General features: G+C 57.3%; 24 protein-coding genes. 18 read left to right on the forward strand and 6 right to left on the reverse strand.

Annotated features, from left to right (window positions below; translation table 11 throughout):
- The 10 genes from H7B90_RS25930 to paiA all read left to right on the forward strand — a co-directional run.
- Positions 1-1,618: sensor histidine kinase (locus H7B90_RS25930; protein ID WP_185138804.1), on the forward strand; the 1,618-nt coding region annotated here is incomplete at its 5' end.
- A complete protein-coding gene (locus H7B90_RS25935) occupies positions 1,615-2,724 on the forward strand; it encodes a response regulator (RefSeq protein WP_185138805.1) in 1,110 nt (369 codons plus the stop codon). The genes H7B90_RS25930 and H7B90_RS25935, both read left to right, overlap by 4 nt.
- Positions 2,654-3,208 carry a helix-turn-helix domain-containing protein gene (locus H7B90_RS25940; RefSeq protein ID WP_185138806.1) on the forward strand — a complete coding sequence of 185 codons (555 nt, stop codon included), beginning with the start codon at positions 2,654-2,656 and terminating at the stop codon, positions 3,206-3,208. Before H7B90_RS25935 ends, H7B90_RS25940 begins: the two co-directional genes overlap by 71 nt.
- A gap of 161 nt (positions 3,209-3,369) precedes the next feature.
- On the forward strand, positions 3,370-4,251 hold the full coding sequence (locus H7B90_RS25945) for an ABC transporter permease (protein WP_376701761.1): 882 nt from the start codon (positions 3,370-3,372) through the stop codon (positions 4,249-4,251).
- A 2-nt stretch (positions 4,252-4,253) separates the two neighbouring features.
- Positions 4,254-5,123 carry a carbohydrate ABC transporter permease gene (locus H7B90_RS25950; RefSeq protein ID WP_185138808.1) on the forward strand — a complete coding sequence of 290 codons (870 nt, stop codon included), beginning with the start codon at positions 4,254-4,256 and terminating at the stop codon, positions 5,121-5,123.
- A 65-nt stretch (positions 5,124-5,188) separates the two neighbouring features.
- Positions 5,189-6,778 carry a type 2 periplasmic-binding domain-containing protein gene (locus H7B90_RS25955; RefSeq protein ID WP_185138809.1) on the forward strand — a complete coding sequence of 530 codons (1,590 nt, stop codon included), beginning with the start codon at positions 5,189-5,191 and terminating at the stop codon, positions 6,776-6,778.
- A 71-nt stretch (positions 6,779-6,849) separates the two neighbouring features.
- Positions 6,850-9,522: a glycosylhydrolase-like jelly roll fold domain-containing protein gene (locus H7B90_RS25960; protein ID WP_185138810.1), complete on the forward strand. Its 2,673-nt coding sequence runs from the start codon at positions 6,850-6,852 to the stop codon at positions 9,520-9,522.
- 131 nt (positions 9,523-9,653) lie between these two features.
- Positions 9,654-11,423 carry a family 43 glycosylhydrolase gene (locus H7B90_RS25965; protein ID WP_185138811.1) on the forward strand — a complete coding sequence of 590 codons (1,770 nt, stop codon included), beginning with the start codon at positions 9,654-9,656 and terminating at the stop codon, positions 11,421-11,423.
- A 172-nt stretch (positions 11,424-11,595) separates the two neighbouring features.
- Positions 11,596-12,048, forward strand: a complete 453-nt coding sequence (locus H7B90_RS25970; protein ID WP_185138812.1) for a MarR family winged helix-turn-helix transcriptional regulator — start codon at positions 11,596-11,598, stop codon at positions 12,046-12,048.
- Between the two features lie 24 nt (positions 12,049-12,072).
- Positions 12,073-12,588 carry a spermidine/spermine N(1)-acetyltransferase gene (paiA, locus tag H7B90_RS25975; protein WP_185138813.1) on the forward strand — a complete coding sequence of 172 codons (516 nt, stop codon included), beginning with the start codon at positions 12,073-12,075 and terminating at the stop codon, positions 12,586-12,588.
- Between the two features lie 90 nt (positions 12,589-12,678).
- Here the strand turns inward: paiA and H7B90_RS33160 are convergent, their stop codons facing one another.
- From H7B90_RS33160 to H7B90_RS25995, 5 genes are all read right to left on the reverse strand, one after another.
- The gene (locus H7B90_RS33160; protein ID WP_260411227.1) at positions 12,679-13,167 is read right to left on the reverse strand and encodes an MFS transporter; all 489 of its coding nucleotides are present in this window, start codon (positions 13,165-13,167) and stop codon (positions 12,679-12,681) included.
- Positions 13,168-13,213: 46 nt separating this feature from the next.
- The gene (locus H7B90_RS25980; RefSeq protein WP_185138814.1) at positions 13,214-13,927 is read right to left on the reverse strand and encodes an MFS transporter; all 714 of its coding nucleotides are present in this window, start codon (positions 13,925-13,927) and stop codon (positions 13,214-13,216) included.
- A 359-nt stretch (positions 13,928-14,286) separates the two neighbouring features.
- A complete protein-coding gene (locus tag H7B90_RS25985) occupies positions 14,287-15,195 on the reverse strand; it encodes an ArsR/SmtB family transcription factor (RefSeq protein WP_185138815.1) in 909 nt (302 codons plus the stop codon).
- A 139-nt stretch (positions 15,196-15,334) separates the two neighbouring features.
- Complete coding sequence (locus H7B90_RS25990) at positions 15,335-17,092, reverse strand: glycoside hydrolase family 2 protein (protein WP_185138816.1); 1,758 nt, start codon at positions 17,090-17,092, stop codon at positions 15,335-15,337.
- Positions 17,093-17,737: 645 nt separating this feature from the next.
- Positions 17,738-18,304 carry a GbsR/MarR family transcriptional regulator gene (locus tag H7B90_RS25995; protein ID WP_376701760.1) on the reverse strand — a complete coding sequence of 189 codons (567 nt, stop codon included), beginning with the start codon at positions 18,302-18,304 and terminating at the stop codon, positions 17,738-17,740.
- Between the two features lie 217 nt (positions 18,305-18,521).
- Between H7B90_RS25995 and H7B90_RS26000 the strand changes: the two genes are divergently transcribed.
- The 8 genes from H7B90_RS26000 to H7B90_RS26035 all read left to right on the forward strand — a co-directional run bounded on the left by H7B90_RS26000 (position 18,522) and on the right by H7B90_RS26035 (position 24,804).
- The gene (locus H7B90_RS26000; protein ID WP_185138817.1) at positions 18,522-19,403 is read left to right on the forward strand and encodes a carbohydrate ABC transporter permease; all 882 of its coding nucleotides are present in this window, start codon (positions 18,522-18,524) and stop codon (positions 19,401-19,403) included.
- A gap of 93 nt (positions 19,404-19,496) precedes the next feature.
- Positions 19,497-20,273, forward strand: coding sequence for a carbohydrate ABC transporter permease (locus tag H7B90_RS26005; protein ID WP_376701762.1), 777 nt, complete (start codon positions 19,497-19,499; stop codon positions 20,271-20,273).
- 74 nt (positions 20,274-20,347) lie between these two features.
- Positions 20,348-21,739, forward strand: coding sequence for an ABC transporter substrate-binding protein (locus H7B90_RS26010; protein WP_185138819.1), 1,392 nt, complete (start codon positions 20,348-20,350; stop codon positions 21,737-21,739).
- Between the two features lie 11 nt (positions 21,740-21,750).
- Complete coding sequence (locus H7B90_RS26015; RefSeq protein ID WP_185138820.1) at positions 21,751-22,542, forward strand: HAD family hydrolase; 792 nt, start codon at positions 21,751-21,753, stop codon at positions 22,540-22,542.
- A 14-nt stretch (positions 22,543-22,556) separates the two neighbouring features.
- Complete coding sequence (locus tag H7B90_RS26020; RefSeq protein WP_185138821.1) at positions 22,557-22,880, forward strand: DMT family transporter; 324 nt, start codon at positions 22,557-22,559, stop codon at positions 22,878-22,880.
- A gap of 28 nt (positions 22,881-22,908) precedes the next feature.
- Positions 22,909-23,760, forward strand: a complete 852-nt coding sequence (locus tag H7B90_RS26025; RefSeq protein ID WP_185138822.1) for a metallophosphoesterase family protein — start codon at positions 22,909-22,911, stop codon at positions 23,758-23,760.
- Positions 23,761-23,971: 211 nt separating this feature from the next.
- Positions 23,972-24,298, forward strand: a complete 327-nt coding sequence (locus H7B90_RS26030) for a hypothetical protein (RefSeq protein WP_185138823.1) — start codon at positions 23,972-23,974, stop codon at positions 24,296-24,298.
- A complete protein-coding gene (locus H7B90_RS26035; RefSeq protein WP_185138824.1) occupies positions 24,295-24,804 on the forward strand; it encodes a hypothetical protein in 510 nt (169 codons plus the stop codon). The genes H7B90_RS26030 and H7B90_RS26035 overlap by 4 nt, the downstream gene beginning before the upstream one ends.
- Positions 24,805-24,857: 53 nt before the next feature.
- Here the strand turns inward: H7B90_RS26035 and H7B90_RS26040 are convergent, their stop codons facing one another.
- Positions 24,858-25,928 (reverse strand): GntR family transcriptional regulator, encoded by a 1,071-nt coding sequence (locus H7B90_RS26040; protein WP_185138825.1) that lies wholly within the window; start codon positions 25,926-25,928, stop codon positions 24,858-24,860.
- Between the last annotated feature and the right edge of the window lie 45 nt (positions 25,929-25,973).

Below are 25,973 nucleotides of genomic sequence, written 5' to 3' on the forward strand. Positions count from 1 at the left end.
CGCTTTCGAAATTCAGGATGAATTGATCTACAAGGTCGGAGAGGAGAGGAACGCGACGATTGACGAGAAGATCATACAGACGGTCGCCGTCCAGCGGATGCTGATGCGAGTCGCCTTGCTGAAGCCGGAGATCGGCACCGTCATCTTGATCGGCCGGGATAACAGCGTGTTCCAATATTCGAATACGACCAGCAGAGTCAACGAGAATAACCTGTTGTCGCGAGACTGGTACAAACGTCTAGACCCGTCGGGCGACACCTTCTTTATGACCGGTCTGCATGATCGTTCCTATTATGAGGACAAAGGGGCTGGAGCTATCGTGACGGTGGGAAGACTTCTATATAGCTCCGACGGGGCTTACGCGGGTATGCTTCTTATCGATCTGGACCCCTTCTCGCTGCTTCAGCTGGACCAGGATTTTGTCGCCGCCCGCAACAAGTACGGAATGAGGGTCATCATCCGCAATCGTCAAGACCGGATCGTGTATCATTCGGATGCGGCCAGCGGCAAGCTGTCCTGGATGCAGGTTCTCGAATCCGAGGCGGAGCCTGCCAAGGACGCGGGAAGCCAGGATCGGATCGTCTTAACGGGAAGCACGGCGAAGGGGGAATTGTCGATCCGAACGGAGATCCCGAGGGCGAAGCTTCTGTATAAAATCAATCGAATCAAAGGCATGACCGTGATTCTCATCCTGACGAGCTGCTTGATCGTCACTCTCCTCTCCCTAGGTTTAAGCTATACGATTACAAAGCCTATCAAGGCGCTGCGAAGAAGCATGAAGCAGGCGGAGGTCGGCCAATACCTGCCGATCGAGAAGAGACAGGCGAACGACGAGATCGGAAGCCTGGTGAACAGTTACAACAAGATGATCGTCACGATCCGGACGTTGATCGAAGAAGTGTACATGGCGGAGATCAAACGGCGTCAAGCCCAATTCACGGCGCTGCAAAATCAGATCAATCCGCACATGCTGTACAACACCTTGGAATCGATTCGGATGAAGGCGCTGATGAAGGACGACGAGGAGACGGCCGGCATGATCAAGATTCTGGCCCGCATGTTCCGGCTCGCGTTAGGCAAGGAAGGGAGGCGCCATTCGATCAAGCACGAGCTGGAATATACGATCCATTATTTGCAGCTTCAGAACATTCGATTCGACAACAACTTCCGGCTGCATGTCCGAATCCCCGACGAGTTGCAGGACTGCGGCATCATCCCCCTCGTCTTCCAGCCGATCGTGGAGAACAGCATTAATCATGGCTTCGAGGATTACGGAAGGATCATGAGGATCGAGATCGAGGGCATTCGAACGGCGGAGGGCGATCTCTTGATTCGGATTCGGGACGACGGGATCGGCATGTCATCGGACAAGCAAGCAGAGCTGCAGGAGCTGCTGCAGGGCGCGGAAGCGAAGAAGCACAAGCTCGAGCCTACGGACGAATCCGCCGGAAGCGGTCTTGGTCTGCTCAATATCGCGGAACGCATTAAGCTTCAATATGGCGATCGCTATTATTTAAGGCTGGTTCCCGCGATTCGGGACGGGACGACCATCGAGATGTTGATTCCCGACACGACGATCGGATTGACGTACGGCGAGAATACGGGGGTGTCGGAATGAAGATCGTGCTAGTGGACGACGAGAAGGGCATCGTGGACGGTCTTGCCAAAATGATCGGCCGCTATCTTCCGGAATGCCAGGTTGTCGGTGCGGCCTATAACGGAGCCGAAGGCTTCCGATCCGTTCAACAGCGGCGTCCGGATATCGTCATTACGGATATTCGAATGCCGAAGGAAGACGGGCTGGACATGATTAAACGGTTGAAGGAAGCGGGCAACCAGACGAAGTTTATTTTGCTGAGCGGCTATGCCGACTTCGAGTACGCCAGAAGAGGCATGCAGCTTGGCGTGCAGTTCTACATCAACAAACCGGTCGAGGAAGAGGAGCTTCGGGATTGCGTCCATCGGGTGATGGAAGCGATCCGGGAAGACAGGGTCAAACGGCAGGAGGTGGACGAGCTCAAGCAGGAGGTTCGAAGCCGAATCCAGGAAGAGGCTATACGGAATATCATCGAACTCGGGAACGAGCAAACTTCCGATCTGGCGGAAGAGCTCATCCGAAGCGCCGGCATCCCGACGAAGGATACTCGCTTCGCGTCCGTGCTTATCGAGCTCGACGGCAGCGTCGAATCGTTGAAGGAGACGGGGCTGCAACCGCTGTATCGTCTAATGGACGAAGCCTTATGCCGATACAAGCAGGTCTATCGGTTTCATTATTCGGGAACGCAGATCGCCGCGGTGGTCGCCCATCACGGACCCATTCGCTGCGAAGAGCTGATTAGCTCCATCCATCGACTGAAGGAAGCGGCCTACCGCGAATTCAAGCTGTCGATGACCGTCGGAATCGAGCACGGCGCACAATCGGGCGACGGGCATCGGCCAATCCTTCGAGGAAGCTCAGACGGCGTTATGCTACAAGGTCATCAAGGGAACGGACGCCGTCATTCCCTTCTCCGATATCCGTTCGGCCGAGAGGCGTCACCCGGTTCCCGAATCGCTGATCGGCGCCCTGCAGAACGGTCTCGAAGAGTTGAACGAAGCGGAATGCGACCGGGTCATTCGCGAGATCTTTCGGCGATTGGGGACGGAGCCGGGCATGAGCCCGGCCGAGCTTCAGCTGCAATGCTTAACGATCCTTCTGTCGAGCGCGCGAACCCTGAGCTTTGAGCAGCTGCAGCAGAACGACTTCCTGGGCCGTCACATCCTGACCTTGGAGGGCATCTCCCGGTTCCGCACGCTGGACAGCCTGGAGAATTGGATGATTCAAGTCATGCGGGGAATCCTTGCATTTAAGCGGGAGCATCGTATTCCGAAGAAGAAGAACCTTATCGCCGAGGTCAAGGAGTACGTCTCGAAGCACTATCAGGAATCGATTACTTTAGCGGACCTCGCCGCCCGGTTTTATCTCAGTCCCATTTATTTGAGTCAGCTCTTCAAGCAGAGGACGGGAGATACGTATTTGAACTATGTGGTGCAGGTTCGGATCGACAGAGCGAAGGAGCTTCTCGAGAATACGGATCTGAAGGTGTACGAGATCTGTCAGAAGGTAGGCTATTCGGACACGCAGCATTTCGCCAGGCTGTTCGAGCGACTGACCGGGTCCAAGCCAAGCGAGTATCGCAAAAGGGCGCAAGAAGGCAAGCGCATCTAGCCACTCCGGCCGGGGTGGCTTTTCTAATTCTTGAAAATGGCCTTGTTTAAACGAAAGAATGCCCGATTGAGAGAAAACGCTCCCAATTCTATAGTTAGGGTGTAAGCGAATTCAACCAGAACTACGGGGGGAATGAATTGAAAGAAACGGCATCCTATCGAATGAGAATACACTGGCCGCTGTATGTCATGGCGATTCCGGGCCTCGTTTTTCTCGTCATTTTCAAATTCGTGCCCTTGGTCGGCTCCGCGATCGCCTTCCAGGACTATTCGGTCTTCAAGGGGTTCACCCACAGTCCCTGGGTAGGGTTCAAGCACTTCGAGACCCTTCTTCATCATCCCGACTTCGCGAGAGTGTTCGGCAACACGCTCCTTCTGGGTTTGCTAAGAGTCGTATTGGTCTTCCCGGTGCCCGTCCTGCTGGCGCTGATGATCAACGAGATTCGGAAGTCTGCGCTCAGGAAAGGGATTCAGACCGCGCTCTATATCCCGCATTTTCTATCTTGGGTTGTCGTGGCCGGAATCATCTTCGACTTCTTCTCTCTAAGCGGGCTGTTCAACATCGTGCTCGGCTGGTTCGGAGCCGAACCCGTGCTGGCGATGCAGGACAGCGCCTACTTCCGTCCGGTCTACGTCCTCTCCTCCATATGGAGAGACGCCGGGTGGGGAACGGTGGTCTATATGGCCGCCATTAGCGCGATAGACCCCCAGCTTTACGAATCGGCCATGATCGACGGCGCTTCGAAGTTCAGGCAGATTCGCCACATTACGTTTCCGTTGGTCTTGCCGACCGTTCTGGTGTTGTTCCTGCTCGAGATCGGCAACTTCCTGGATCTAGGCTTCGATCAAGTGTTTAACCTGCTCACGCCGATGACGTACAGCGCAGGGGATATCCTGGATACGTACGTGTTCCGGACGGGAATCCAGCAAGCGCAATACAGCTTTGCTACGGCGGTTGGGCTATTCCAATCGGTGATCGGATTTATTCTGGTGTACATCTTCAACAGACTCTCGAGGAGAGTATCGGATGGGGGGCTCTGGTAGACATGTTCGCATCGAGAGGGGAAAAAGCATTCGTTACGGCCATCACCGTCATTCTCATCCTCGTGTCTATCGTGGCGATCATCCCGCTCCTGTCCGTGATCTCCACGTCGTTAAGCTCCCGGAGCGCCGTGGACATGAACCTGGTCACAATCTGGCCGAAGCAGTTCACGCTCGACTCATGGGGCTACATTATCGATCGAGCCGACCTGTGGAGATCGTTCCTTCTCACTCTCGTCACGACGGTCGTCGGGACGATATCGGCGCTGCTGTTAACCGCATTGCTGGCCTACCCGCTATCCAAGCCGGAGTACCGCTGGGGAGCGGTCGTGATGGTCGGCGTCGTCATCGCCATGATCTTCAAGGCTCCGATCGTTCCTTACTTCCTGACGGTACGCGGCATCGGCCTTTACGATAATCCGTTGGTGTTGATCATTCCTCAAATTTTGAATCCGTTTAATCTGATCATCATGAGGACCTTCTTCAAGCAATTCCCGAAGGAGTTGGAGGAGGCCGCCTTCCTGGAAGGCAGCGGCTACTTCCGGATGCTGTTCCAATTCGTCCTTCCGCTGTCCAAAGCGGTCTTGGCGACGCTCGCGCTATTCTATGGCGTCGTGCTCTGGAACCAATTCCAGCATCCGTTGCTGTTCCTGCAAAATCCGGATTGGTTCCCGCTGCAAATCAAGATCCGGCAGTTCATCACCGACGACAACGTGATTATTCCCGGAGCCGTCTCCGGCGCCGATCTGAACTACAACGCGCGGACCTTAAGAGCGACGACCGTTATTTTCGCCATTATCCCGGTCGTTGCCGTGTATCCGTTCTTGCAGAAGTACTTCGTCAAAGGGGCCATGATCGGCTCCGTGAAAGGGTAACGATTCGATTCGGTTTAAAGGCAATAGCCTTAAACATAATAAGACGAATTGAGGGGGAACAACGCGTGAACTTCAAAAAGATGGGGCTATTGGCCGCGGCAGGCATTCTATCGATTACGGCTCTTGCCGGCTGCGGAGGCAACAACGACGATTCTTCCGAAGGAGCTTCCGCTTCGGCCTCCAATCCGGCCTCGAGCGGCGGCGATGCCGTCGATATCGAAGTATGGGGGACCAATATCGGCTACAAACCGGTTACCAAGGGCAGCAAGACGTATGAGTTCTTCAAGGATAAACTGGGCGTCGGCGTCATCAACCCGTATGTGGAATGGAATGGGGGCACCAACTATTTAAACCAGTTGAACCTGAAGATCGCTTCCGGCGAAATGCCCGATTTGTTCGTTCCTTACGGGGGCATCGAAAACAACTTGGCCAAAAACGGAGCGATCGCCGATCTGACCGATCTCCTGCCGAAGTACGCGCCGAATTTATGGGAAGCGATTCCGCAGGATGTCTGGAATATCGTCAAAGCCAACGATCCTACCGGTCAGGGCAAAATTTATTATATCCCCAGTCTCGTGGACTACGGAAGATATGGCGGCATGATTCGTCAGGATTGGCTGGACAAGCTGAACTTGCAAATGCCGAAGACGCAAGAGGATTACGTGAAAGTGCTGGAGGCGTTCCGGGATCGGGATCCCAACGGCAACGGGCAGAAGGATGAGCTTCCGACCGGCGGTCGTCAAGAGGCGCGTTGGATGGATCACCTGTTCGCCATGTACGGCGTCGCCATGTTCGAAGGCTATCCGGATTGGGATCTTTACGACGGCCAACTGACGTATTCCGCCGTCACACCGAATATGAAGGCTGCGTTAGAGTTTATCGCCAAGCTGTACAAGGAGGGCTTGATCGATAAGGAAACGCTTCTGAACGATAAGGCCAAATGGGACGGCAAGGTTGCGGCGAACAAGGCGGGCAATTACTTCCATTGGGTAGAACAAATGCCTCTTTATCTGGATAACTTGCAAAAGAACACGGGCGTGAAGGGCCAGTTCTCCCTGCTCCCCGTACCGGAAGTTCAGGGCTACAAAGGCTTCTACACCTGGAAGAGAATGGGCAATCCGCAATGGGTCGTCAAGAACAACAAAGACGAGACGAAGCTGATGGCCACCTTGAAGCTGTTGAATAATGTATATGACAAGAAAAATTGGAAGGATTTATACCTCGGCGTAGAAGGAATGCACTACACGATGAAGGACGGCAAAGCCGTCAAGCTTCCGGACGATAAGAGCGCTCAAGAAAATGTGGGGATCCTGAATCCGGCTACGAGCTTGGCGACTCTTGATTTTACGACCGAACTCATGAAGAGTACGGCTTCGGAAGACAACCTGTGGCAGATCGATCAGGCGGTTAAAGCGATGCAGGACGCCCAGAAATACGCCAAGCCGATTGCGGGAGACGGCATGCCTTCCAGCGTATACGACGACTACCCGGACATTAACAATCGGACGTTGTTCGTGGAATACGCCACCAAGATTATCCTCGGCCAGTACCCGATTAGCAAATTCGACGAGTTCGTAGAGAAATGGAACCAATCGGGCGGCGAAGAGGTAACGAAGCGCGCGAGAGAATGGTATGCGAAAGTGCAGCAAAAATAAGGAAGGAGCGTCCGCCCGGCTTCGACAGGAAGCCGGGCGGAGCTTTCCCTCCGAGAGTTCAGGAGGCTATCATGAATTATCGTCTGCAACAATTGCTGGAGGGCCATGAGCCCAATTATATTCTTCCTTTTCTCTGGCAGCATGGGGAGGAAGAGGGGGTCATACGGGAGGAGATGGCTCGCGTTCACGAAGCCGGGATCGGGGCCGTATGCGTCGAAGCGCGGCCTCATCCGGATTTTCTCGGGCCGAAGTGGTGGTCGGATCTCGACGTTATTATGGACGAAGCCCGCAAACGCGGCATGAAGGTATGGCTGCTGGATGACGATCACTTTCCGACGGGACATGCGGCGGGCAAGGCGATAGAGGCTCCGGAGGAGCTGCATCGGCTGTTCCTGGGAGAACGTTATATCGATACCCTCGGACCCGCGGCCGGAGCTTCTCTGCTGCTGGATACGTTGCTGCTGACGGGACTGCGTCCGACTTACTCGACGGTCGATTATGCGCAAGGAAGGAACAAGCTTGTCTCCGTTGTCGCGGTCCGCCGCGATCCGTCGGACGGAACGCTGCTCGGCGAGCGCGTCGACCTGACGGGGAAGGCCCGCGACGGGGTTCTCTATTGGGATATTCCGGAAGGGCATTGGCGCGTCTTCGTCATTAGCGAGAATAAGAAAGACGGCAGCAAAGCGCAAGAGGATTACCTGAACCCGCTCGATCGGGAATCCGTCCGCATTCTGCTCGACACCGTTTACGAGGCGGTGTATGAACGCTACAAGGCCGACTTCGGCCACACCTTCGCCGGATTTTTCTCGGACGAGCCCGGGTTCTATAATGACAGAACGACCTTTAACTTCGAATCGAGACCAGGCAAGCCGGGCGTCTCGCTGCCCTGGAGCCGCGAGATGCCCGCCTTGCTGGAGCGGGAGCTGGGAGAGGATTATCGCAAGTACCTCTATCTCCTCTGGCACGATGCGGGCGAGCAATCGAAGATCGTCCGGTATACCTACATGAATATCGTCAGCAAGCTGTATGGGGAGAACTTCTGCGACCAGATCGGAGAATGGTGCAGAGCCCGCGGTGTCGAGTACATCGGGCATGTGTTGGAAGATAACAACGTCCATGCCAGACTTGGCTGCGGCGCCGGCCACTTCTTCCGATCCCTCTGGGGTCAAGACATGTCGGGACTCGACGTCGTCCTGTGGCAGCTCGTTCCCGGCTTCGACGAATTGTCCTTCCGCACGACATCCGGGGAGACGGACAGCGAGTTTTTCCACTTCGGCCTGGCTAAGCTCGGGGCGTCGCTGGGACATATCGATCCGAAAAAACAAGGGCGAACGATGTGCGAGGTCTATGGGGCGTACGGTTGGACGGAAGGCCTGAAGCTGATGAAGTGGATAACCGACCATATGCTCGTGCGCGGCGTCAATTATTTCGTGCCTCACTCCTTTACCCAGAGGGCGTATCCGGATCCGGATTGTCCCCCGCATCTGTATGCTGGCGGGAAGAACCCGCAATATCGTTATTACAAGCATTTAAACCGATATATGAATCGGATCAGCCACCTGCTGTCCGGCGGAAGACACGTGGCGACCGCGTCCGTCTTGTACCACGCCGAAGCCGAGTGGTCCGGGGAAGCGATGTATTTTCATAAGCCGGTGAAGGAATTGATGCGTCGGCAGATCGATTGCGACGTTCTTCCGATCGATGTTCTGCTCCATTCGGCCAAGGTCGAAGATAGCAAGCTGCGCGTGCATCGGGAGGACTACGAGTGCCTGATCGTTCCCTTCGCGGAAGCGCTGCCGGCGGCGATGCTTCGGCGTCTTGCCGAGTTCGCCGATCAAGGCATACCCGTTCGATTCGTCGAGGGGCTGCCGCTTCGATCGAGCGAAGGCCAAGACGTATCCGCCGAATTGGCTTGTCTGGCCGAGCATCGGAACGCGAAGCGGGTCGCTCTGAACGAGCTGGCTCCGGATCTCTTGGCCGAAGGCTATTACGACGTGCGAGCAAGCGAGTACGAGCCGTATCTTCGCAGCTATCATTACGTTCATGACGGTCTGGACGTCTTTATGTTCTTTAACGAACACCCGCATCAAATCTTGTCTGCGAAGGTGACATTGCCTGTTCAAGGCGATGCATACGCGTATGACGCATTCCACAATCGGTTGAATGCTTTGAATGCAATCGCGGAGACGGAGAATGGCTCTCTAATCGTACAGCTTGTTCTTCACCCCTATGAATCGATCGTCGTTCTCCAAGGAGTCGATCTGCAAGATGATGCCGAACACCCCATAAGCGAGGGAGAGTCCGAGTTAGAGCTGAACGGGGAATGGTCCGTCGCGATCGCCGACTCGGATAGCTACCCTCGATTCACGTCTTGGGGAACGTTGACGGCTCTGACGAATATGAGCGCGCCGGCGTATTTGCCTCGATTCTCGGGCACCTTCCGCTATGAGACGGAATTCGAGTGGAAGGATTCCGCAGGAGCTGACGTTCTGCTCGACTTGGGAGAAGTCTACGAAACGGCGGAAGCGTGGGTCAACGGCGAGCCGGCGGGGGTGCGAATTTGTCCTCCGTATCGTCTCGAGATCCATGGCTTGTTAAAGAAGGGAATAAACAAGCTTGTCATCGAAGTGACCAACACCTTGGCGAAGGAACAGCACGACTTCTTGTCGGCCTTCGCGCAGCAGGAACCGAGCGGCTTGATCGGGCCCGTCAAATTGATGAAGTTGTCAGAAGGGACAATCTAGCCGGCTTGGAGCTCGCCGATTCCGTATGAAGAAGTCGTTAAAGTACTATCGAATTGGTCGCCAAAGTATTAGTCCGCCTGGAAGGATTTCGTTAAGATGAGGAGAGTGAAACAGACTAGGAGCGTGGTCCGATGACGTATCTATGCAATCCCCTCAATATGGAATACAAATACCAGATGATGGAACTAATGGGATCGCTGGTTGCTTATCGGGAAGCCGCGGACCCGACGCTGGTTCTGTTCCGAGGGAAGTATTATTTGTTCCCTTCGATGACGGCGGGGTTCTTGGCGAGCGACGATCTGACGGAGTGGACGTTCCACCCGCTCAAGGATGTGCCGATTTACGATTATGCCCCGGACGTACGGGTCATGGGAGAGTATTTGTATTTCTCCGCTTCGGATAAATCCAAGAACGGCTCCTTCTACCGCACGAAAGACCCGATAGACGGCGGCTTCGAAGAGATCGAAGGGACGTTCTCCTTCTGGGATCCGAACCTGTTCGCGGACGATGACGGCAGAGTTTACTTCTACTGGGGATGCTCCAACCAAACGCCGATCTACGGAGTGGAGCTCCGACCGGAGGATATGAAGCCGCTGGGGGAACCGGTCGGCCTCATCTATCGCTCCGATACGACGGTCGGTTACGAACGGTCGGGGGAAAATCACGTTCCCAAATCGCCGGAGCAGATCGAAGAGATCGTTCGCAAGTTCGCGAGCAGCCGGCCCGACGCTTCGGAAGAGCTGTTGAATTCGATTCGCACGGCCGTCGGGAATGCCCCCTACATCGAGGGAGCCTGGATGGACAAGCATAACGGCAAGTACTACCTCCAATACGCGAGCCCCGGAACGGAATATAACATCTACTCCGACGGGGTCTATGTGGGGGATTCGCCGTTAGGACCGTTCACGCTGGCGAACAATAATCCGTTCTCCTACAAGCCGGGCGGATTTATGCCCGGCGCCGGGCACGGATCGACCCTGCGGGATAAGCATGGCAACCTCTGGCATGCCTCCACCATGCGGATCAGCGTCAACCACATCTTCGAACGAAGGATCGGACTGTGGCCGGCAGGCTATGACCAAGACGGAGAGCTGTTCTGCAACCAACGTTACGGAGACTGGCCGTATAAGCTTGAACAGGCTCGGATGGATCCATGGAGCGAGCCGGAGTGGATGCTGCTCTCGTTCGGCAAGCCGGCGAAGGCCTCCACCTTCGAAGAGGGGAACGACGCGTCGAGGGCGACGGACGAGAATGTTCAAACCTGGTGGAAGGCGGCGTCGAATGCGGCCGGAGAATGGCTTGAAGTCGATTTGACGCGGGAATTCGACGTCTACGCCGTTCAGATCAACTTCGCGGACGATCGGCTGCAGGCCGTTCTTCCCGAGGGAGCGGCGATGGAGAAAGGGAGATACATCGACCAACGCCGGCATTACACGAGATGGGTTCTCGAAGGCTCGGCCGACGGCAAGAACTATTTCGTCCTAGAGGACAAGTCGGACGCCGATACGGATTGGCCGCACGATCTCGTCGTCAAGGAAGAGGGAGTTAAGGCCCGGTACATCCGTTTGACGGTTAAGGAGCTTCCTTATAACCAGCGCGCCTGCGTCTCCGGCCTTCGAGTATTCGGCAAGGGGAAGGGCGAGCGGCCGAAGCCAGCCAGCGGAGTTCGAACGGAGCGGTTAAGCGAGCTGGACCTGTCGGTAACATGGGAGCGAAGCGACGCGGTCGGCTATAACGTACTCTGGGGATATGCGGCGGACAAGCTGTATCACAGCCATATGGTATTCGGCCGTCATGAGCTGACGATCAAAGCTTTGATCCAAGATCGGCCGGTCTATGTCCGAGTCGATGCGTTCAATGAATCGGGGATTGCCGAAGGCGAAGCGTTCCAAGCGATTTAGCGAAACGACGAAGAAATACGAAGCTTCATATATGCGTTCGATCAGGTCAACCCCTAAGTCGGGTTGGCCTTTTTGCGGGTTGAGCCCGTTCGATTAATGTTGTAAATGCAACAAAAATACAGTATTCTTTTCTTACCCGCTTCAAATATCCAGGTTGATCGGAGCTGCATAGATGAAGGAAGTTCTACGCGAGATCGGAATGATCGCCAGGGCGTTGGATTCGATCAGCAATATCGAATTTAAACAATACGACCTTACGAAGGGACAATACTTGTATCTCGTGCGTATATGCGAACATCCGGGAATCATCCAGGAGAAGCTGGCCGAGATGATCAAGGTGGACCGTACGACGGCCGCACGCTCGATTCAGAAGCTCGAGGATAACGGCTTTATCGAGAAGAAGGACGATCCGCACAACAGAAAAATCAAGAAGCTGTTCCCGACGGAGAAAGGGAAGTCCGTGTACCCTGCTCTCAAAAGAGAACACGATTATTCCGAACGAGTCGCGCTGACCGGATTCTCGGAGAGCGAAGCGGAGATGCTTTATAACCTGCTGTACAGGGTTCGGACAAACGTCGAAAAAGACTGGGAGTTCGTCAAAAAGGGGAACAAGAGAAATTACTGATGCAGGCGAGGAAGGAGAAGGAAAATGACGATCCGTATAAGAAAGGCTGTGCTTGAAGATCGGGGTCTGCTGCAAGAAGTCGGAATCGAAACCTACTACGATACGTTTAAAGATGATAACTCGCCCGACAATATGACAGCCTACTTGGATAAAGCGTTCGACTTGAAGCAATTGGAGAAGGAGCTGGCGAATCCTTCTTCGGAATTTTATTGGATTTATTCGGACGAGGAGCCGGCCGGGTACTTGAAGGTTAACGTGGACGATGCCCAGACGGAAGCGATGGGCGCCGATTCGCTGGAGGTCGAGAGGCTATATATCCGAAGGAAATTCCATAAACAGGGGCTCGGCAAACATCTCATGAATAAAGCTATCGAAATTGCGACCGAGCGGGGGAAAGCGAAAGTCTGGCTGGGGGTTTGGGAAAATAACGAGAACGCGCTCGCCTTCTATACGAAACTGGGATTCGTCCGGACGGGAGCCCACTCCTTCTACATGGGCGACGACGAGCAACTCGATTGGATCATGACCAAGACGCTTTAGACGATTAACGAAACCCGGTATGACGCACAAAAAGGAAATCGCGCGATCGAACAAACGGACGCCGGCTTATCACCGACGTCCGTTGCTCGATTATGGCTCCATATCCGCATCAAGACGGCGCACCTTAGGGGAGGATAACGTCCACAGCGCTCCCGTTAACAGCAGGAGGCCGCTAGCGGCAAATAGGAAACCGATCTGCGACCCCGCGTCATTGCCGAGCCAGGGCTTCTCCATCCATCGGTCCGCGAGAGGCCCGGTCACGAGGAAGGACAGGGGAGCCAGGAAGGCGCACAGCTGGCCGTAGGCCGCGAACACTCTTCCTTGAAGAGCAAGCGGCGTTCTGCGCTGAAGAATGGAATTGAACAAGGCCCCGGTCATCGCCAGCGGCAGCATCAGCAGGAACAGGGACGCTCCCATCACTCCAACCTGCCGGCTCGTTCCGAGAACGATAAACATCAAGGAAGTGAGGACCGATCCGGCGAAGATGAACCTGATTTTATAACGGAAATGTCCCCACCACACGGCTGCCGCGGCGCCGGCCAAGGCTCCGGCGTTCATGACCGCGAGAAGCCAGGACATCGCATCCGTGCTTCCCGTTCGCTGCAGAAAATAAGGGATGGCGAGCTCAAGAGGCCCGTTGAGAATAAAATTCCACCATCCGAAATACAGAAACAGATACAGAAGCGGCTTCTGCTTCCAGAGGAACCGGTAGCTCTTGGACGGCCTCCGCCCATAGGCCGCTTCGATCCTCCCGCGATTCATCGCGCCTCATCTCCGGAAGCGCAAGAATAGCGATGCCCCCTGTTCCAAGCAGGAACGTGATCAGATCCGCGGCCAAAATTCCGGAGAGACCGGAAGTCTCGTACAGCATACCGGCTATGGAGGGGGCGATCACTCCCGCAAGCGGGAACAACAGTTCCTTCAGCGAATTGATCCGATCCAGATCTTTGTCTTGCGCCATCAGCGGGGTCAAAGCGGACGTCGCCGAACTCTGAAGCGCCATAAACAATCCTTGAACGGCGGCGATCGCATAGAGGGGCCAAAGCGAACGAATGTCGCCGACAAGGCAGCCGACGAGCAGAGCCGCGCACGCCATCTGGCCCGTATCGCCGACGAGGATTGCCGATTTGCGCTTCCAGCGGTCCGCCGCCATGCCGATCCAGTTACCGAAGAAGAAGAGGGGCAGCTCATTGAAGAACGATAAAAGCAATAGAGGGGTCGCTTGGCCTGTATCATGAAACAGCTTGATACCGACCGCGATGGAGGTCATGCGGCTTCCCAGCATGGAAAGTCCTTGCAGGCCGAAGAAAGAGTAAGGCAGTATGCGGGAACGGGTCATATCGATTCTCCTTTAGTCGTTCTGAAGAGGAGAAGCTTTAGAGCCGCACGACGAATCAAAGCTCTGTCCATCGGACAGAACCTTCGACTTCATACGGATTCTAGCTTCGAATGCGGTTAAGCTTACCCTTCAGAACGAACAGCGAGGAGCATGCGCTATCGATTCCCCTTTAACGGTCCGGTTTTTCGTGAATTCATTCTATCATGCCGGAAAATCCCCATTCAACCCAATTTTTGGTTTAGACACATCCGTCCAGCCCATAACGGTCTGAATGATCGGATGCAATTGATCCTCGGCTCCGTCTCCTCAAATTCAAGTCGGCACAAATAATTCACTCAAACATTCGCGATCCGACTTTCTTAAGCGTCCTCATACTGGATGGCGACTTCGATATCTTGATCGTAGTTGCCGAACTGTCTGCCGAACAGACTGAGGCCGCCGCGGTTCTTGGCCGTATCGGGGGCGGAGATCCGGAAGCGGATGTCGGCTCCGAACGGGATCGGAACGTCGCGGATCGAGACGTCGGACATCCGCGTGCCGTCGATGTAGGCGCCATCGGGCTGGAGCCGGACCGTCTTCAACAGGCCGTACTGCGTGCCGTAATTCCACCAGTCGGGCGTATGAACGCCGCGGCGGCGGCCGAAGTCGCCGGGACAAGTCCAATAGCCGAGACAAACTTCATTAAGGTGAAAATAAATATCGGACGGCCAGTTCTCGTTGAAGCCGGGGGCCTCCGAGCAGAGCTCGAGGGAGATCGAGATGCCGCGAGGCCGCTGATTCGACAGCAGGTAGTTCGGGATCCGGTATTCGACGTAACCGCTGCCGAACCAGAGATGGGAAGCCTTCATCCGCTCGGGATCGGAGAAGTAGCGCGGATCGTCGACCATGCCGATGATTTGCGAGCGGGAGGCGAGCCCGCAGGTCGGTTGGACCCGGTAGTCCGAATATTGCCCGATCGGAATGGACGTCGAGTAGCGATTCGCGACCGGCGGCGCGGGCGAGCGAAGCTGCAGCGTAACGGAATCGAGCTGCAGATGGCACACCTTCTGCCGGCCGCGAGTGCCGGAGAGGCTCTCCGTCCGGATAATGCCGACGTCTTCCAGCTTCTGGACGTGCTTGGTGACGATCGCGGAGGAGATTCCCAGCGCTTCGGCAAGTTCCTTGACGTTCATGGGGCGCTTGTCCAGCAGTTCGATCATGCGCACGCGGCTCTCGGACGCGAACGTTTCGAGCAGCTTCATCTGCTGCGTCGAGACTTGGATTTTCATCGATGAACCTCACCGCTCTTGAACCGACATAGTTCTGATTATTATATAACCGTAAAGTTAACGAATCAACGATAAGAGGGTGTTCCGCTTGCCGTCCAACGACTCGGCGGGACACCCTCCAGCTCTAGATAATAGGTTATCAGGCTTCATCCTCGATCGCGGCGCGTCTGCCGTTAACGGCCTTCAGCCAGGCGAGGTCGAACTTCGGCCGCCGGTCGTACGTGTACAAGCCGTTGACCTCCTGTTCGATATCGTAAAGCTGCGTGTAACAGAACCCGAACATGTTCGGATTGTCGAGGAGCGCGTTCGTTAGCCCTTCGTATCTCTCCATGAATTCCTCCGCGCTCTTCGGCCGTTCGCCGTAACCCCAGCCCTTCTCGGACGATCGCTCGGGATCCCACCAGATACCGCCGTACTCGCTGACGAAGTAGGGCTGGCCGGAGTAGGACTGCCGTTCGGGGAACGACACCCAAGGCTCGCCGCCTTCCGCCAGCGGCTGGTACCGCGCCCGGAACTTCTCCGGATTCTGATCGTAGTCATGGACGTCGAAAATATCGGTCGCGACATGGAAGTTGCCGCTCGTGTCGATCACCGGACGCGTAGGATCGAGCGCGCGGGTGGCCTCGTAGACGATCCGCAGCACCTCGTCGTCCTGGCGGGTGCCGCGGGACGAATCCCACGTCTCGTTGAACGGGCACCAGCCGACGAGACTCGGGTGGTTGAAGTCGCGTTCGACGCCTTCGATCCATTCCGGCAGGAATCTCGCCAGCCCGGCGGCGGTCGTAATGTCGAGACCCCAGTTGGCATGCTCGCCCCAGACGAGATAGCCGAGCCGGTCGGCCCAATAGAGGAAGCGCGGCTCGAACATCTTCTCGTGCAGGCGGGCGCCGTTGAAGCCGGCAGCGAGCGACAATTCGATATCCCGCTTCAGCGCTTCGTCCGTCGGAGCCGTGTAGATGCCGTCCGGGTAGAAGCCTTGATCGAGCACGAGCCGCTGGAACACCGAGCGGCCGTTAATCCGGAACGCCATGCCGTCCAGCCGGAGCGAACGCAGCCCGAAGTAGGAGCCGGCGGCGTCGACGGTCTCTCCGTCCCGGACGAGCTCGAGCCGCAAGTCGTACAGAGCCGGGGCTCCCGGGTGCCATAGATGCTTCTCGGACAGGGGAACGGAGAGCGAGACGGACCGCGAACCGATGCGAACCGTCCGTTCGCCGGCGGCTCTGCCCTCGTAGGATGCGGCGACCCGAAGCGAGAGGCCGGCCGTCTGGCCTTCGACGACGGCGCTCACATGCAGGCAGTCGTTGTCGGGGTCCGGAATCAGACGGAACGAAGCGATGCGCGTCCTCGGCACGAGCTCAAGCCACACGGTCTGCCAGATGCCGGTCGTTCGCGTGTAGTCGCACCCTTGCGAATGGTACGAGCCGCTCTGCTTGCCTCGCGGCTGCAGGCCGGAGCGGACGTCGTCCTCCGCGTAGACGGTAACGACGTTGTCGCCTTCGCGCAGCGCATGGCTGATCGGGAAGGAGAACGAGCTGTAGCCGCCGCGATGCCGGCCGACGGAGATCTCGTTCACCCACACCTCCGTCTCGTAATCGACCGCGCCGAAGTGGAGCAGCACTTCGCCTTGCTCCCATCCGGCGGGAAGCGAGAAGCTGCGTTTGTACCATACCGCGGCCATGAAGTCCGTATGTCCGATGCCGGACAGCCTGCTCTCCGGGCAGAACGGCACGAGAATCTTCCGCCCGAGCGAGGCGTCCGGCGTTTGAAGTCCTCTTTCTTTGCCGCTGCGCGATGGGTCGATCTCGAATTGCCATTCGCCGTTCAGGTTAATCCAAGAATCGCGAACGAATTGAGGGCGCGGATGTTCCGGCCGTGGGATGGAAGGCGATTGAGGCACGGGTGAATTCCTCCATTTCGTTAACTTAATAATTAACAAATAAACTTTATGGCAAACCTTTTATAAACCATAATCGGGGCGAAGTCAACGATTAAACCGGTTCGTTGAGGAATAAACCGGAGGTTGAAGGTTTTTTCCTCGATTCCTTATACTAAGGAGTATCCAGGGAGACTTCCGTCATGCGGAGAGTGGAGGCCATGGAACGATTCGGATCGACCCGGAGAAAATGAAAGCGGCCGAAGCGGCCCATGGACAGGCCGAAAAAACGGCTCCGTTATTGGCTATTTAGCCACTCCGGCAGCCGACTATATGAAGTGGCCGTCTTCACGGTTACGGACGACGCCAGGGTGACGCTGTATTCGGAGCCTCGCGGAAGCAGGCACGATTAAGCAGGTCGAAGGCCCGTGGACGGTGGAGGAACGGATCGAGACCGTTCCCTGGACTCTGCTGAAGGATTATGTCTCCGTTGTAATTGAATCCTTGGTGAGCGACAAGCCTTCAAAGATAGATAGAGAGATAGAGGGTCCGGTTCAAAGGCCCTTTTTTCTCTGTAGAGTAAAGGGCCGGAACCCCCAGCCCTTTACTCTACAGATATTTAAATGGGCTTCTGACGCTAAATAGCGACTCTTGAATTCGTTAGAGAGCTCAATCCCCTCTAGCTTCGTCCTCGGCATTCTCGAAGAATACCCCCGCCCGAAGATCGTTCACGAACCGCTGAAGCCAGTCGTAGTAAGAGACGGCGTGCTTCAGCTTGTGCAGATCCCGGAGGCAGAGCTTGCGCTCGTCGTCCGGCGTGGCGGCGTCGAGGATAACCTCGGACAGCTCCGGGATGGCGGCGTCGAGAGCGCGGCGCATGACGTCGATCTCCCGCTGCAGCTTGGCGGCGAAGAAGTTCCGGAACGTCTGGAAGAAGTCCGTCTCGGCTGCGTACAAGTCCTTCCGCTCGTCCTTCTCCTTGAGCTTGGTCACCATCTTCGTATCCAGGAGCGAACGAACCGCGTAGCTCATATTGCTTTTGCTCATATTCATGAAGCTTTGCATCTCTTCGAGCGTCATCGGCCGATCCTCGAAGTACATAATCCCGTAGAGCTGCCCGAACGTGTAGTTGGCGCCGTACAAATCCATCGTCTCCGCGATCGCGTCGATCACGGGAAGGCGGAGCGCTTCGCGGCGCGTTGCCGGTTCCTTCAGGCTGCTGCTGGCCTTCTTCACGAATATCCCCCCAAGCGTTGTCCGGCTTCCGCCAAGTCGACCATCGACCTTATTTTACAAAAAATTAATTCTCGCATGATCAAGCTTTAACCATCCAAACCCCAAATGAACGTACAATAATTTTTGAACACAGAGCCGAATCGATGGAAATCAAGCTCTATTATACCCACTATTAAGATATTTTTGAACGATCCTAAGGAGGATTTAAGAAGAAAACATGAGACGGACAAGGCTCGCGTCGGAGGTCAAGGCGCTGTTGTTCACGTTGCCGGCGATGATTCCTCTCAGTCTGTTCTGGTTTTTCCCGCTGGCCTATGTCATCTACCTCAGCTTCATGGAATGGGACTTCATGAGTCCGGTCAAAACGTTCGCAGGTCTCGACAACTACCGCTACCTGCTGGACAACCCGGAATTCTATCGGACGCTGCGCGTCACTCTGCTGTTCTGCGCGGGAAGCGTGCTTCCGATCATGGCCGCCGGCTTGGCGCTCGCCCTGCTGCTCAGCCGGAAGCGAAGAGGCGGCGCGATCTACCGGACGCTGATCTTCTCGCCGTGGGTGACGCCGACCGTCGCCGTCTCGATCGTCTGGTCCTGGATCTACGAGCCCGACGTCGGACTCGCCAACAACGTCTTGCGCGTATTCGGCCTTCCCGGCGTTCGCTGGCTGGAAGACCCGAATTGGGCGCTCGTCTGCGTCCTGATCGTCACCGTCTGGAAGATGGCCGGCTGGAGCATGATCTTCTACCTGGCGGCGATCGGCAGCGTCCCTCCCGATTATCTGGAGGCGGCCGAGCTCGACGGCGCGAACGGCTGGCGCAAGTTCCGCGACATCACGCTGCCGCTTATCTCGCCGACGACGTTCTTCCTGTTCGTCGTCCTGACGATCTCGTCGCTGCAGGCTTACGACCAGATCAACGTGCTGACGCAGGGCGGGCCGGCCGGATCGACGCGCACGATTCTCTATTTCTATTACCTGTCGGCCTTCGACGCGTTCCGGATCGGGGAAGCTTCCGCCGTCGCCATTCTGCTCATCGCCGGGTGCGTCGCGCTGTCCTTGCTCTCGTTCTGGATCGGCCGCCGTACCGTGCATTATTCCTGATACGCGAATCGAAAGGCAGGGACACCGATGTCCAAGAACAGAGGCCTTCGCCGCCTCCTGACGCACTTCCTTCTCGCCGCGGCCGCCGTGCTGATGGCCTTCCCCTTCTATTGGATGGCGATGAGCGCGCTGAAGACGAACGACGAGATCTGGCGGTTTCCGCCGACGCTGTGGCCGCACTCGCCTCTGTGGAGCAACTTCGCGGACGCGTGGGATGCCGCCCCGTTCGCCCGCTACATGCTGAACAGCGTTCTGGTCGGAGCGGTTATCGTGCTCATCCAGATCGTCAACTCCGGGATGATGGCTTACGCCTTGACGCATATGGCGTTCCGGCTGAAGGGCGTCTTCACGGCGCTCACTCTCGTCGGCTACATGGTACCGGTCACCGCCGTGTACCTGCCCGGCTATGTCGTCTTAAGCCGGTTAGGCTTGCTCGATTCGTACGCGGGGCTGATTCTGTCCAACTGCGTCAGCATCTTCTCGATTTTCCTCGTCCGCCAAGCGTTCATGCAGATCTCACACGAGCTAGTGGAGGCGGGGCAGATCGACGGGGCTTCCCATCTCCGCATCCTGTGGACGATCGTATTCCCGCTGGCCCGATCTTCCTTCGCGGTGCTGGCGCTCATCACCTTTATCGAGCAGTACAACAACTACTTCTGGCCGATGCTCATCACGAAGAACCCGGATCTGCAGCTCGTGTCGGCCGGACTGCGAAGCTTCTTCGTGCAAGGGGGTGCATACGGACTCAAGTGGCCGCTTATCATGGCCGCCAGCGCCTTCACGATCTTGCCGCTGCTCGTTCTCTTCCTGCTCACGCAGAAGACGATCATGCGCAGCGTGAACTTGTCGGCGGGCGCCAGCAAAGGTTGATAGGGTAGACAGGGTAGAGAGAACGCGGATAGGAGCTTCTTAACTTAATCGAAGACAAGGTGGAGGATACGACAATGGCAACGATGAAGAAAACGACGGCAGGACTCGCTCTAGCGACGATCATGGCATTGACCGCATGCGGTTCCGGCAATAACGCGCAAACGGGCGACAACGCATCGCCTTCCGGCTCCGCGTCTTCCGAAGCTTCCGCTTCCGAGACCGCGACGAACTCGGCGGCGAACTCGGCGTCGCCTTCGGCAACCAAGGAGCCCGTCGCGATCGAGTTCTGGTACGGCCTCGGCGGCAAGCTCGGCGAGAACATGCAGGCGCTGATCGACAAGTTCAATTCGTCGCAGCAGGAAGTCATCGTGAAGCCCGTCGTGCAGGGAGACTATTCGGAGACCGGGAAGAAGCTGCAGGCGGCGATCGCCTCCGGCACCGTGCCGGCCGCCGTCCTGTCCTCGAACGTGGATTGGGCGCGCAAGGGCTACTACGCACCGCTGGACGACTTGATCGCGGCCTCGGCAGACTTCAAGAAGGACGACGTCATCCCGACCTTCCTCGCTCAAGGCCAAGTGGACGGCAAGCAATACTTCCTGCCGATGTACGGCACGACCCAGGTGATGTACTACCGCAAGGACGCCCTTCAGAAGGCGGGCCTGAAGCCCGAGGACCTGACGACGTGGGAAGCGCTGGCGAAGGCGGCGGAGGCCATGACCGTCAAGGAAGGCGGGAAGACGACGTTCTACGGCTGGGAACCGATGTGGGGCTCCGGCAACATGGTGGACGCGGTGCTGGGCAAAGGCGGCAAGGTGCTGAGCGACGACGGCAAGACGGTGCTCGTCGATTCCCCGGAATGGGTGGACACCTGGGAGCTGTTCCGCAAGTGGATCCATGACGACAAGATCATGCGCATCCATTCCGGCGGACAAGGCTGGGAGTATTGGTACAAGACGATCGACGACGTCATGAAGGGACAAGCGGCCGGCTACACGGGCTCGAGCGGCGACCAAGGGGACCTCGACTTCGGCATCGTCGGCGCGATGGAGCAGCCCGGCTGGGAAGGCGTCGGCCCCGGGAAGCCGGTCGCGGAGGCGATCATGGCGGGCATTCCGGCGAAGGCGAGCCCGGAGCAGCAGCAGGCGGCGTTCAAGTGGTTCCAGTTCTTCATGAGCGCGGAGAACACGGCGTTCTGGTCGATGAACACCGGCTATATCGCGGTTCGCCAGTCCGCGCAGCAGGATCCGGCGTTCGTCGAATTCAGCAAGGCGAATCCGCAGATCACGATCCCGCTGAAGCAAGCGGCTCACGCTTCCGCCCCGTTCCTCGATCCGACCGGCGGCAAGATCTCCGACGCGCTTAAGGTGGCCGCGGACAAGGTCCAGATCGGCAACGTGCCGGCCGAGAAGGCGCTCAAGGAAGCGAAGGAGACCGCGCAGCGAGAGCTGGACCGATTGAACAAGTAGGAGGATGAGTCATGCCGATCTTGCATGCGGCGGGTAAGGCTTATCGGATCGACGGAATCTTGTTCGATAAGGACGGCACGCTGCTGGACTTCATCTATACGTGGGGGAACTGGAGCGAGCGATTGCTCGCCCGGTTCTCCGCTTCGCTTCAAGAGAGAGGGCTGCCGCCTCCCGAAGCCGATCTGGACGCGCTCTGGGGCGCGTTCCGGTCGGCCGGCGGCTCCGTCGCCGGCTACGACCGGAACGGTCCGCTAGCCATGGGGACGGTGGACGACCTGCTGACGATATTGGCCTGGCAAGGTTATCGTTCGGGCCTATCGTGGGCGGAGGCGAAGGTGCTGGCGGCGGAGGGCAAACGGGCCGCCGACGAGCAATTGGAGGCGGAGAGGGCGGCGCGCCTGCTGCCGGACGCGCTGCCGTTCCTCGAAGCGTGCCGCCGAATCGGCCTGCCGCTCGCGGTCGTCACCGCGGACGAGACGGAAGCGGCGGTCAAGCACCTGGAATGGCTCGGCATCCGAGACTGCTTCTCCGCGGTCGTCGGCACGGATCAGGTCGCGAGGGGCAAGCCGTATCCCGATATGGCGCTGCTCGCGTGTCGCCGTCTGTCGCTGGACATCGGCCGCGTCGCGGTTATCGGGGATACGGAGGGAGACATTCGCATGGCCAAGTCCGCCGGAGCGGCCGCGGCGATTCGGATTGTGGCGCCCGGCCCGGAAGACGGCAGCTCCGAATCCGGCGAGGCGGATGCGGTCATCCGTTCTTGCCGCGAATTGTCCGTCCTTCGGGAAGAAGGTTCAACATGAGAGGGGCGCCGCGCATGGGTTGGCTGTTGTTAAGCTTGGCGATCGTCTTCGAGCTCTCCGGAACGATCTCGATGAAGCTGTCGGAGAGCTTCACTCGTCTCGTTCCGTCGCTCTTGATGTTCTTGTTCTACGGAATCAGCTTCACCTGCCTCAACTTCGCGCTCGGCTACATGGAGGTCGCCTTCGTCTACGCCATCTGGTCGGGAGTCGGCATCGTCCTCATCACGGTGGCGGGTTATTGGATCTTCCAGGAGAAGCTGCCGCTCGGCTCGCTGCTGTGGATCGGCCTCATCGTCGTCGGCGTCATCGGGTTGAATATGAGCAAGAACGGACATTGAATCTCGGGATCGGCTAGGAGGGAGTCTGATGAATCACGGCGTCGCAAGACCGCTGCTCACGTTCCAGGTCCTTACCGACACGCACGTGACGGCGGATCCGAACCATCTCTACAACCGGCGCTTCGAGCAAGCGCTGAAGGACATCGCGGAGAACGATCCGGCCAGCGCCGGCATGATGCACGCCGGGGACGTGACCGATCACGGGTTCCCGGAAGAATACGGGGAGTTTCGCCGGATCGGCGATCGGTTCCGCGACCGGCTGCCTCCGATGTACTTGGCGACGGGCAACCACGACGTCGCGCTCGGCGTCTGGGAATCGCGCCTCGGGAACTTCCTCGGGGCGACGAAGATGCCGGCCGCTTATCACGATCATTGGATCGGCGGCTATCATTTTATTTTCCTCGGGACCGAAGAAGGGCTGGAGCTGTTCTGCCATCTGTCGGAGGAGCAGCTCGAATGGCTGGACGCCAAGCTGGGGGAGGATGCGTCGCCCGGCAAACCCGTCTTCGTCTTCCTGCATCAGCCGCTTCTGAATACGACCGCCGGCTCGATGGAGCATCAGAAGTGGTACGGCGTGACGCAGGACGCCGAGCTGAAGGCGGTTCTGTCCAAGCACCGTCACGCGATTCTGTTCACGGGCCACGGCCATTGGGAGCTGGGGGCGGAGCGAACTTATTACGACGGGGAGGGCCGGCTTCCGGCCATGTTCAACGCGGCCTCGGTCGCCTACCTGTGGACGGACGAGGATAAGCGCAAGGAGGGCAGCCAAGGCTATTACGTCGAAGTGTACGAGGACCGGGTGCTCGTGCGAGGCCGGGATTTCGCCGCGGGCGCCTGGGTGGAGTCCGCCCGGTTCGAAGTGACGATTCCAGTCCGCTAACCCGTTATCCCGAATAGTCCGCTTGCCGTCCGGGCATGATGGGACTATGACAACTCTGGGACCTCTTGCCGGACTGATCTTATTCTGGAGCGCCGCCGTGCTCTTGCTGCTCTCCTTCTTCATAACCCGCCGGAGAATCGGCCTCCTGGAAGGCATCGTGTTGTGGTGCTTTCTTTTGGGCATCCAGAATCAATATATTTGGATAACGGAATTGAATTTGCGCTGGGTCCAGGTCTCGGACCAATGGATGGGAGCGCTGGCGTACGACGGAATTCGTTCGGCGATCGTTCCCTTCTCGATGATGCTGGCGTTGGAATGGAGCGATCGGCTTCCCGGAAGGCTTCGGCCGCTGGTCTGGGTCGGATTCGGCTCTCTCTTCGCGGGGATCGAGATCGCGGCGGAGTCGCTCGGCGTCGTGATCTACGGGGAGAAGTGGAAGCTGTGGTGGACCTTCGCCGTCTGGACGGCCGTTGCGGTACTGTCGGCGGCGGCTCTGAGCCTCGTCAGGAGCTTGGCCCGGAAGGATGTGCGCCCTTGAACGAATTTTGGCCCCGGCGGTTCGACAGCAACGAATGGTTCGTGCTGATCTCCCTTATTATCGTTTATGGCGTATTTCTGGCGCTGCCTCGCCGATTTCCGCGGGTGGTCGCGCTTGCGTATTGCTCGATCGGCTTCGGAATCTCGATGTATTGGGATTTCCATCTGGGCATCCCTCCGGCGGACCTTTACGATATTAACGATTCTCCAAACTATGAGATCACCGATATGTTCTTGTTCGTGCTGTATCCGCCGTTCGCATACTTTTTCGTCTACTTCATGGACCTGTGGAAAATCCGGGGGCTTGGCGTCGCCTTATACGTCCTGGCTTGCTCGGCGGGAGGAATGGCCTTCGAAGCCCTCGCCGTCTATTACCGCGTCTTTACGTACAAGCATTGGACGCTTGGCCTGTCCTTCCTCTTTTACTTGTTCGCCCAGACGGTCCTGGCGTTCCTGTACCTTCTGATCGAAAGGAATTATGGCCGGAAGAAGATGGAATCGGGTTAGAGGAGAGGCTCGATCCCCCGGAGCGGGGGCGTTCGAGCCTTTCTTCGTTCGGGTTACACGGACTTGACCGTATCGCGAAGAATCAGGCTCGTCGGAAGGAGCATCTTCTTGTAACCGTAGGAACCGCCCTCGATCTCGAACAGAAGCTTGGCGCTCTCATAGCCCAGGACGTCGAAATGCTGCTTGACGGTGCTTAACGCCACTTTGGCGAACTTGGAGCCTTCGAAGTCGTCGAACCCCATGACGGACACTTGTTCGGGAATGCGGATTCCCCGTTGGGTCAGCTGTTCGATGGCTTCAAGAGCCCGCCTGTCGTTCACGCAGAAGAGGGCGGTCAACTCCCCGTCTTGAATCTGACGCGCCAGCTTCGAATAGTCCAGTTCCTTCCGAAGGTATTGCCATTCCGGTTCCGGAGAGAGGGACGCATCCGCCATGGCGTGGCGATAGCCGTTATAGCGATCGACTTCCGGAGTCAGGTGATAATCGTAGGCGGCGAAGCCGATTCGCCGATGTCCTTGGCGAATCAAGTATTCCACGGCTTCGTAGGCGCCGTCGTGGTTGTTGCAGGCGATGCCGTTGACGGGATACTCGGCGGGGAACCGGTCGAGCATCACGAACGGAATTGAACGGTTGCGAATGTCCTTGAGGTAGCTCTTGGCGGAATCGGGATCGCAGGAGTAGATAAGCAATCCCCTCAGATCGGATTGAATCAGGCTTCGAATCCGCTCGCGCTCTTGATCGAAATCGTTCTCCACGAATTCGATCATAAGCTTGCATCCGCGCTTCCCCAAATACGACTGCACGCCCTTGATGATCTGCATATACGAGCTGTCGTGCATCTCGAGCCCGCAGAGGACGAAGGCGACCAGGTTGGAACCTCTGTCCGATGCGGCGTCTTGTCTGGCCACGAAGCTGCCCTTCCCCCGCACGCGGTAAATGACGCCCTCGTTCACCAGTTCGGCCAACGCCTTCCGCACGGTGATGGAGCTGACGTTCAGCAGCTTGGACAATTCCGACTCGCTCGGAATCCGATCGTCCGGCGAAATCTCGCGACGATGGACTTGGGATAACACGTAATCCTTAACCTTCTGGTACTTGGGCAGATCCTGTTCGATCTCGCTCACGGCGCGCTCACCCTCGATTCCAATTTACATCTTTACTTCGACGTT

It is taken from the genome of Cohnella xylanilytica, assembly GCF_014212175.1.
GTDB lineage: Bacteria > Bacillota > Bacilli > Paenibacillales > Paenibacillaceae > Cohnella > Cohnella xylanilytica.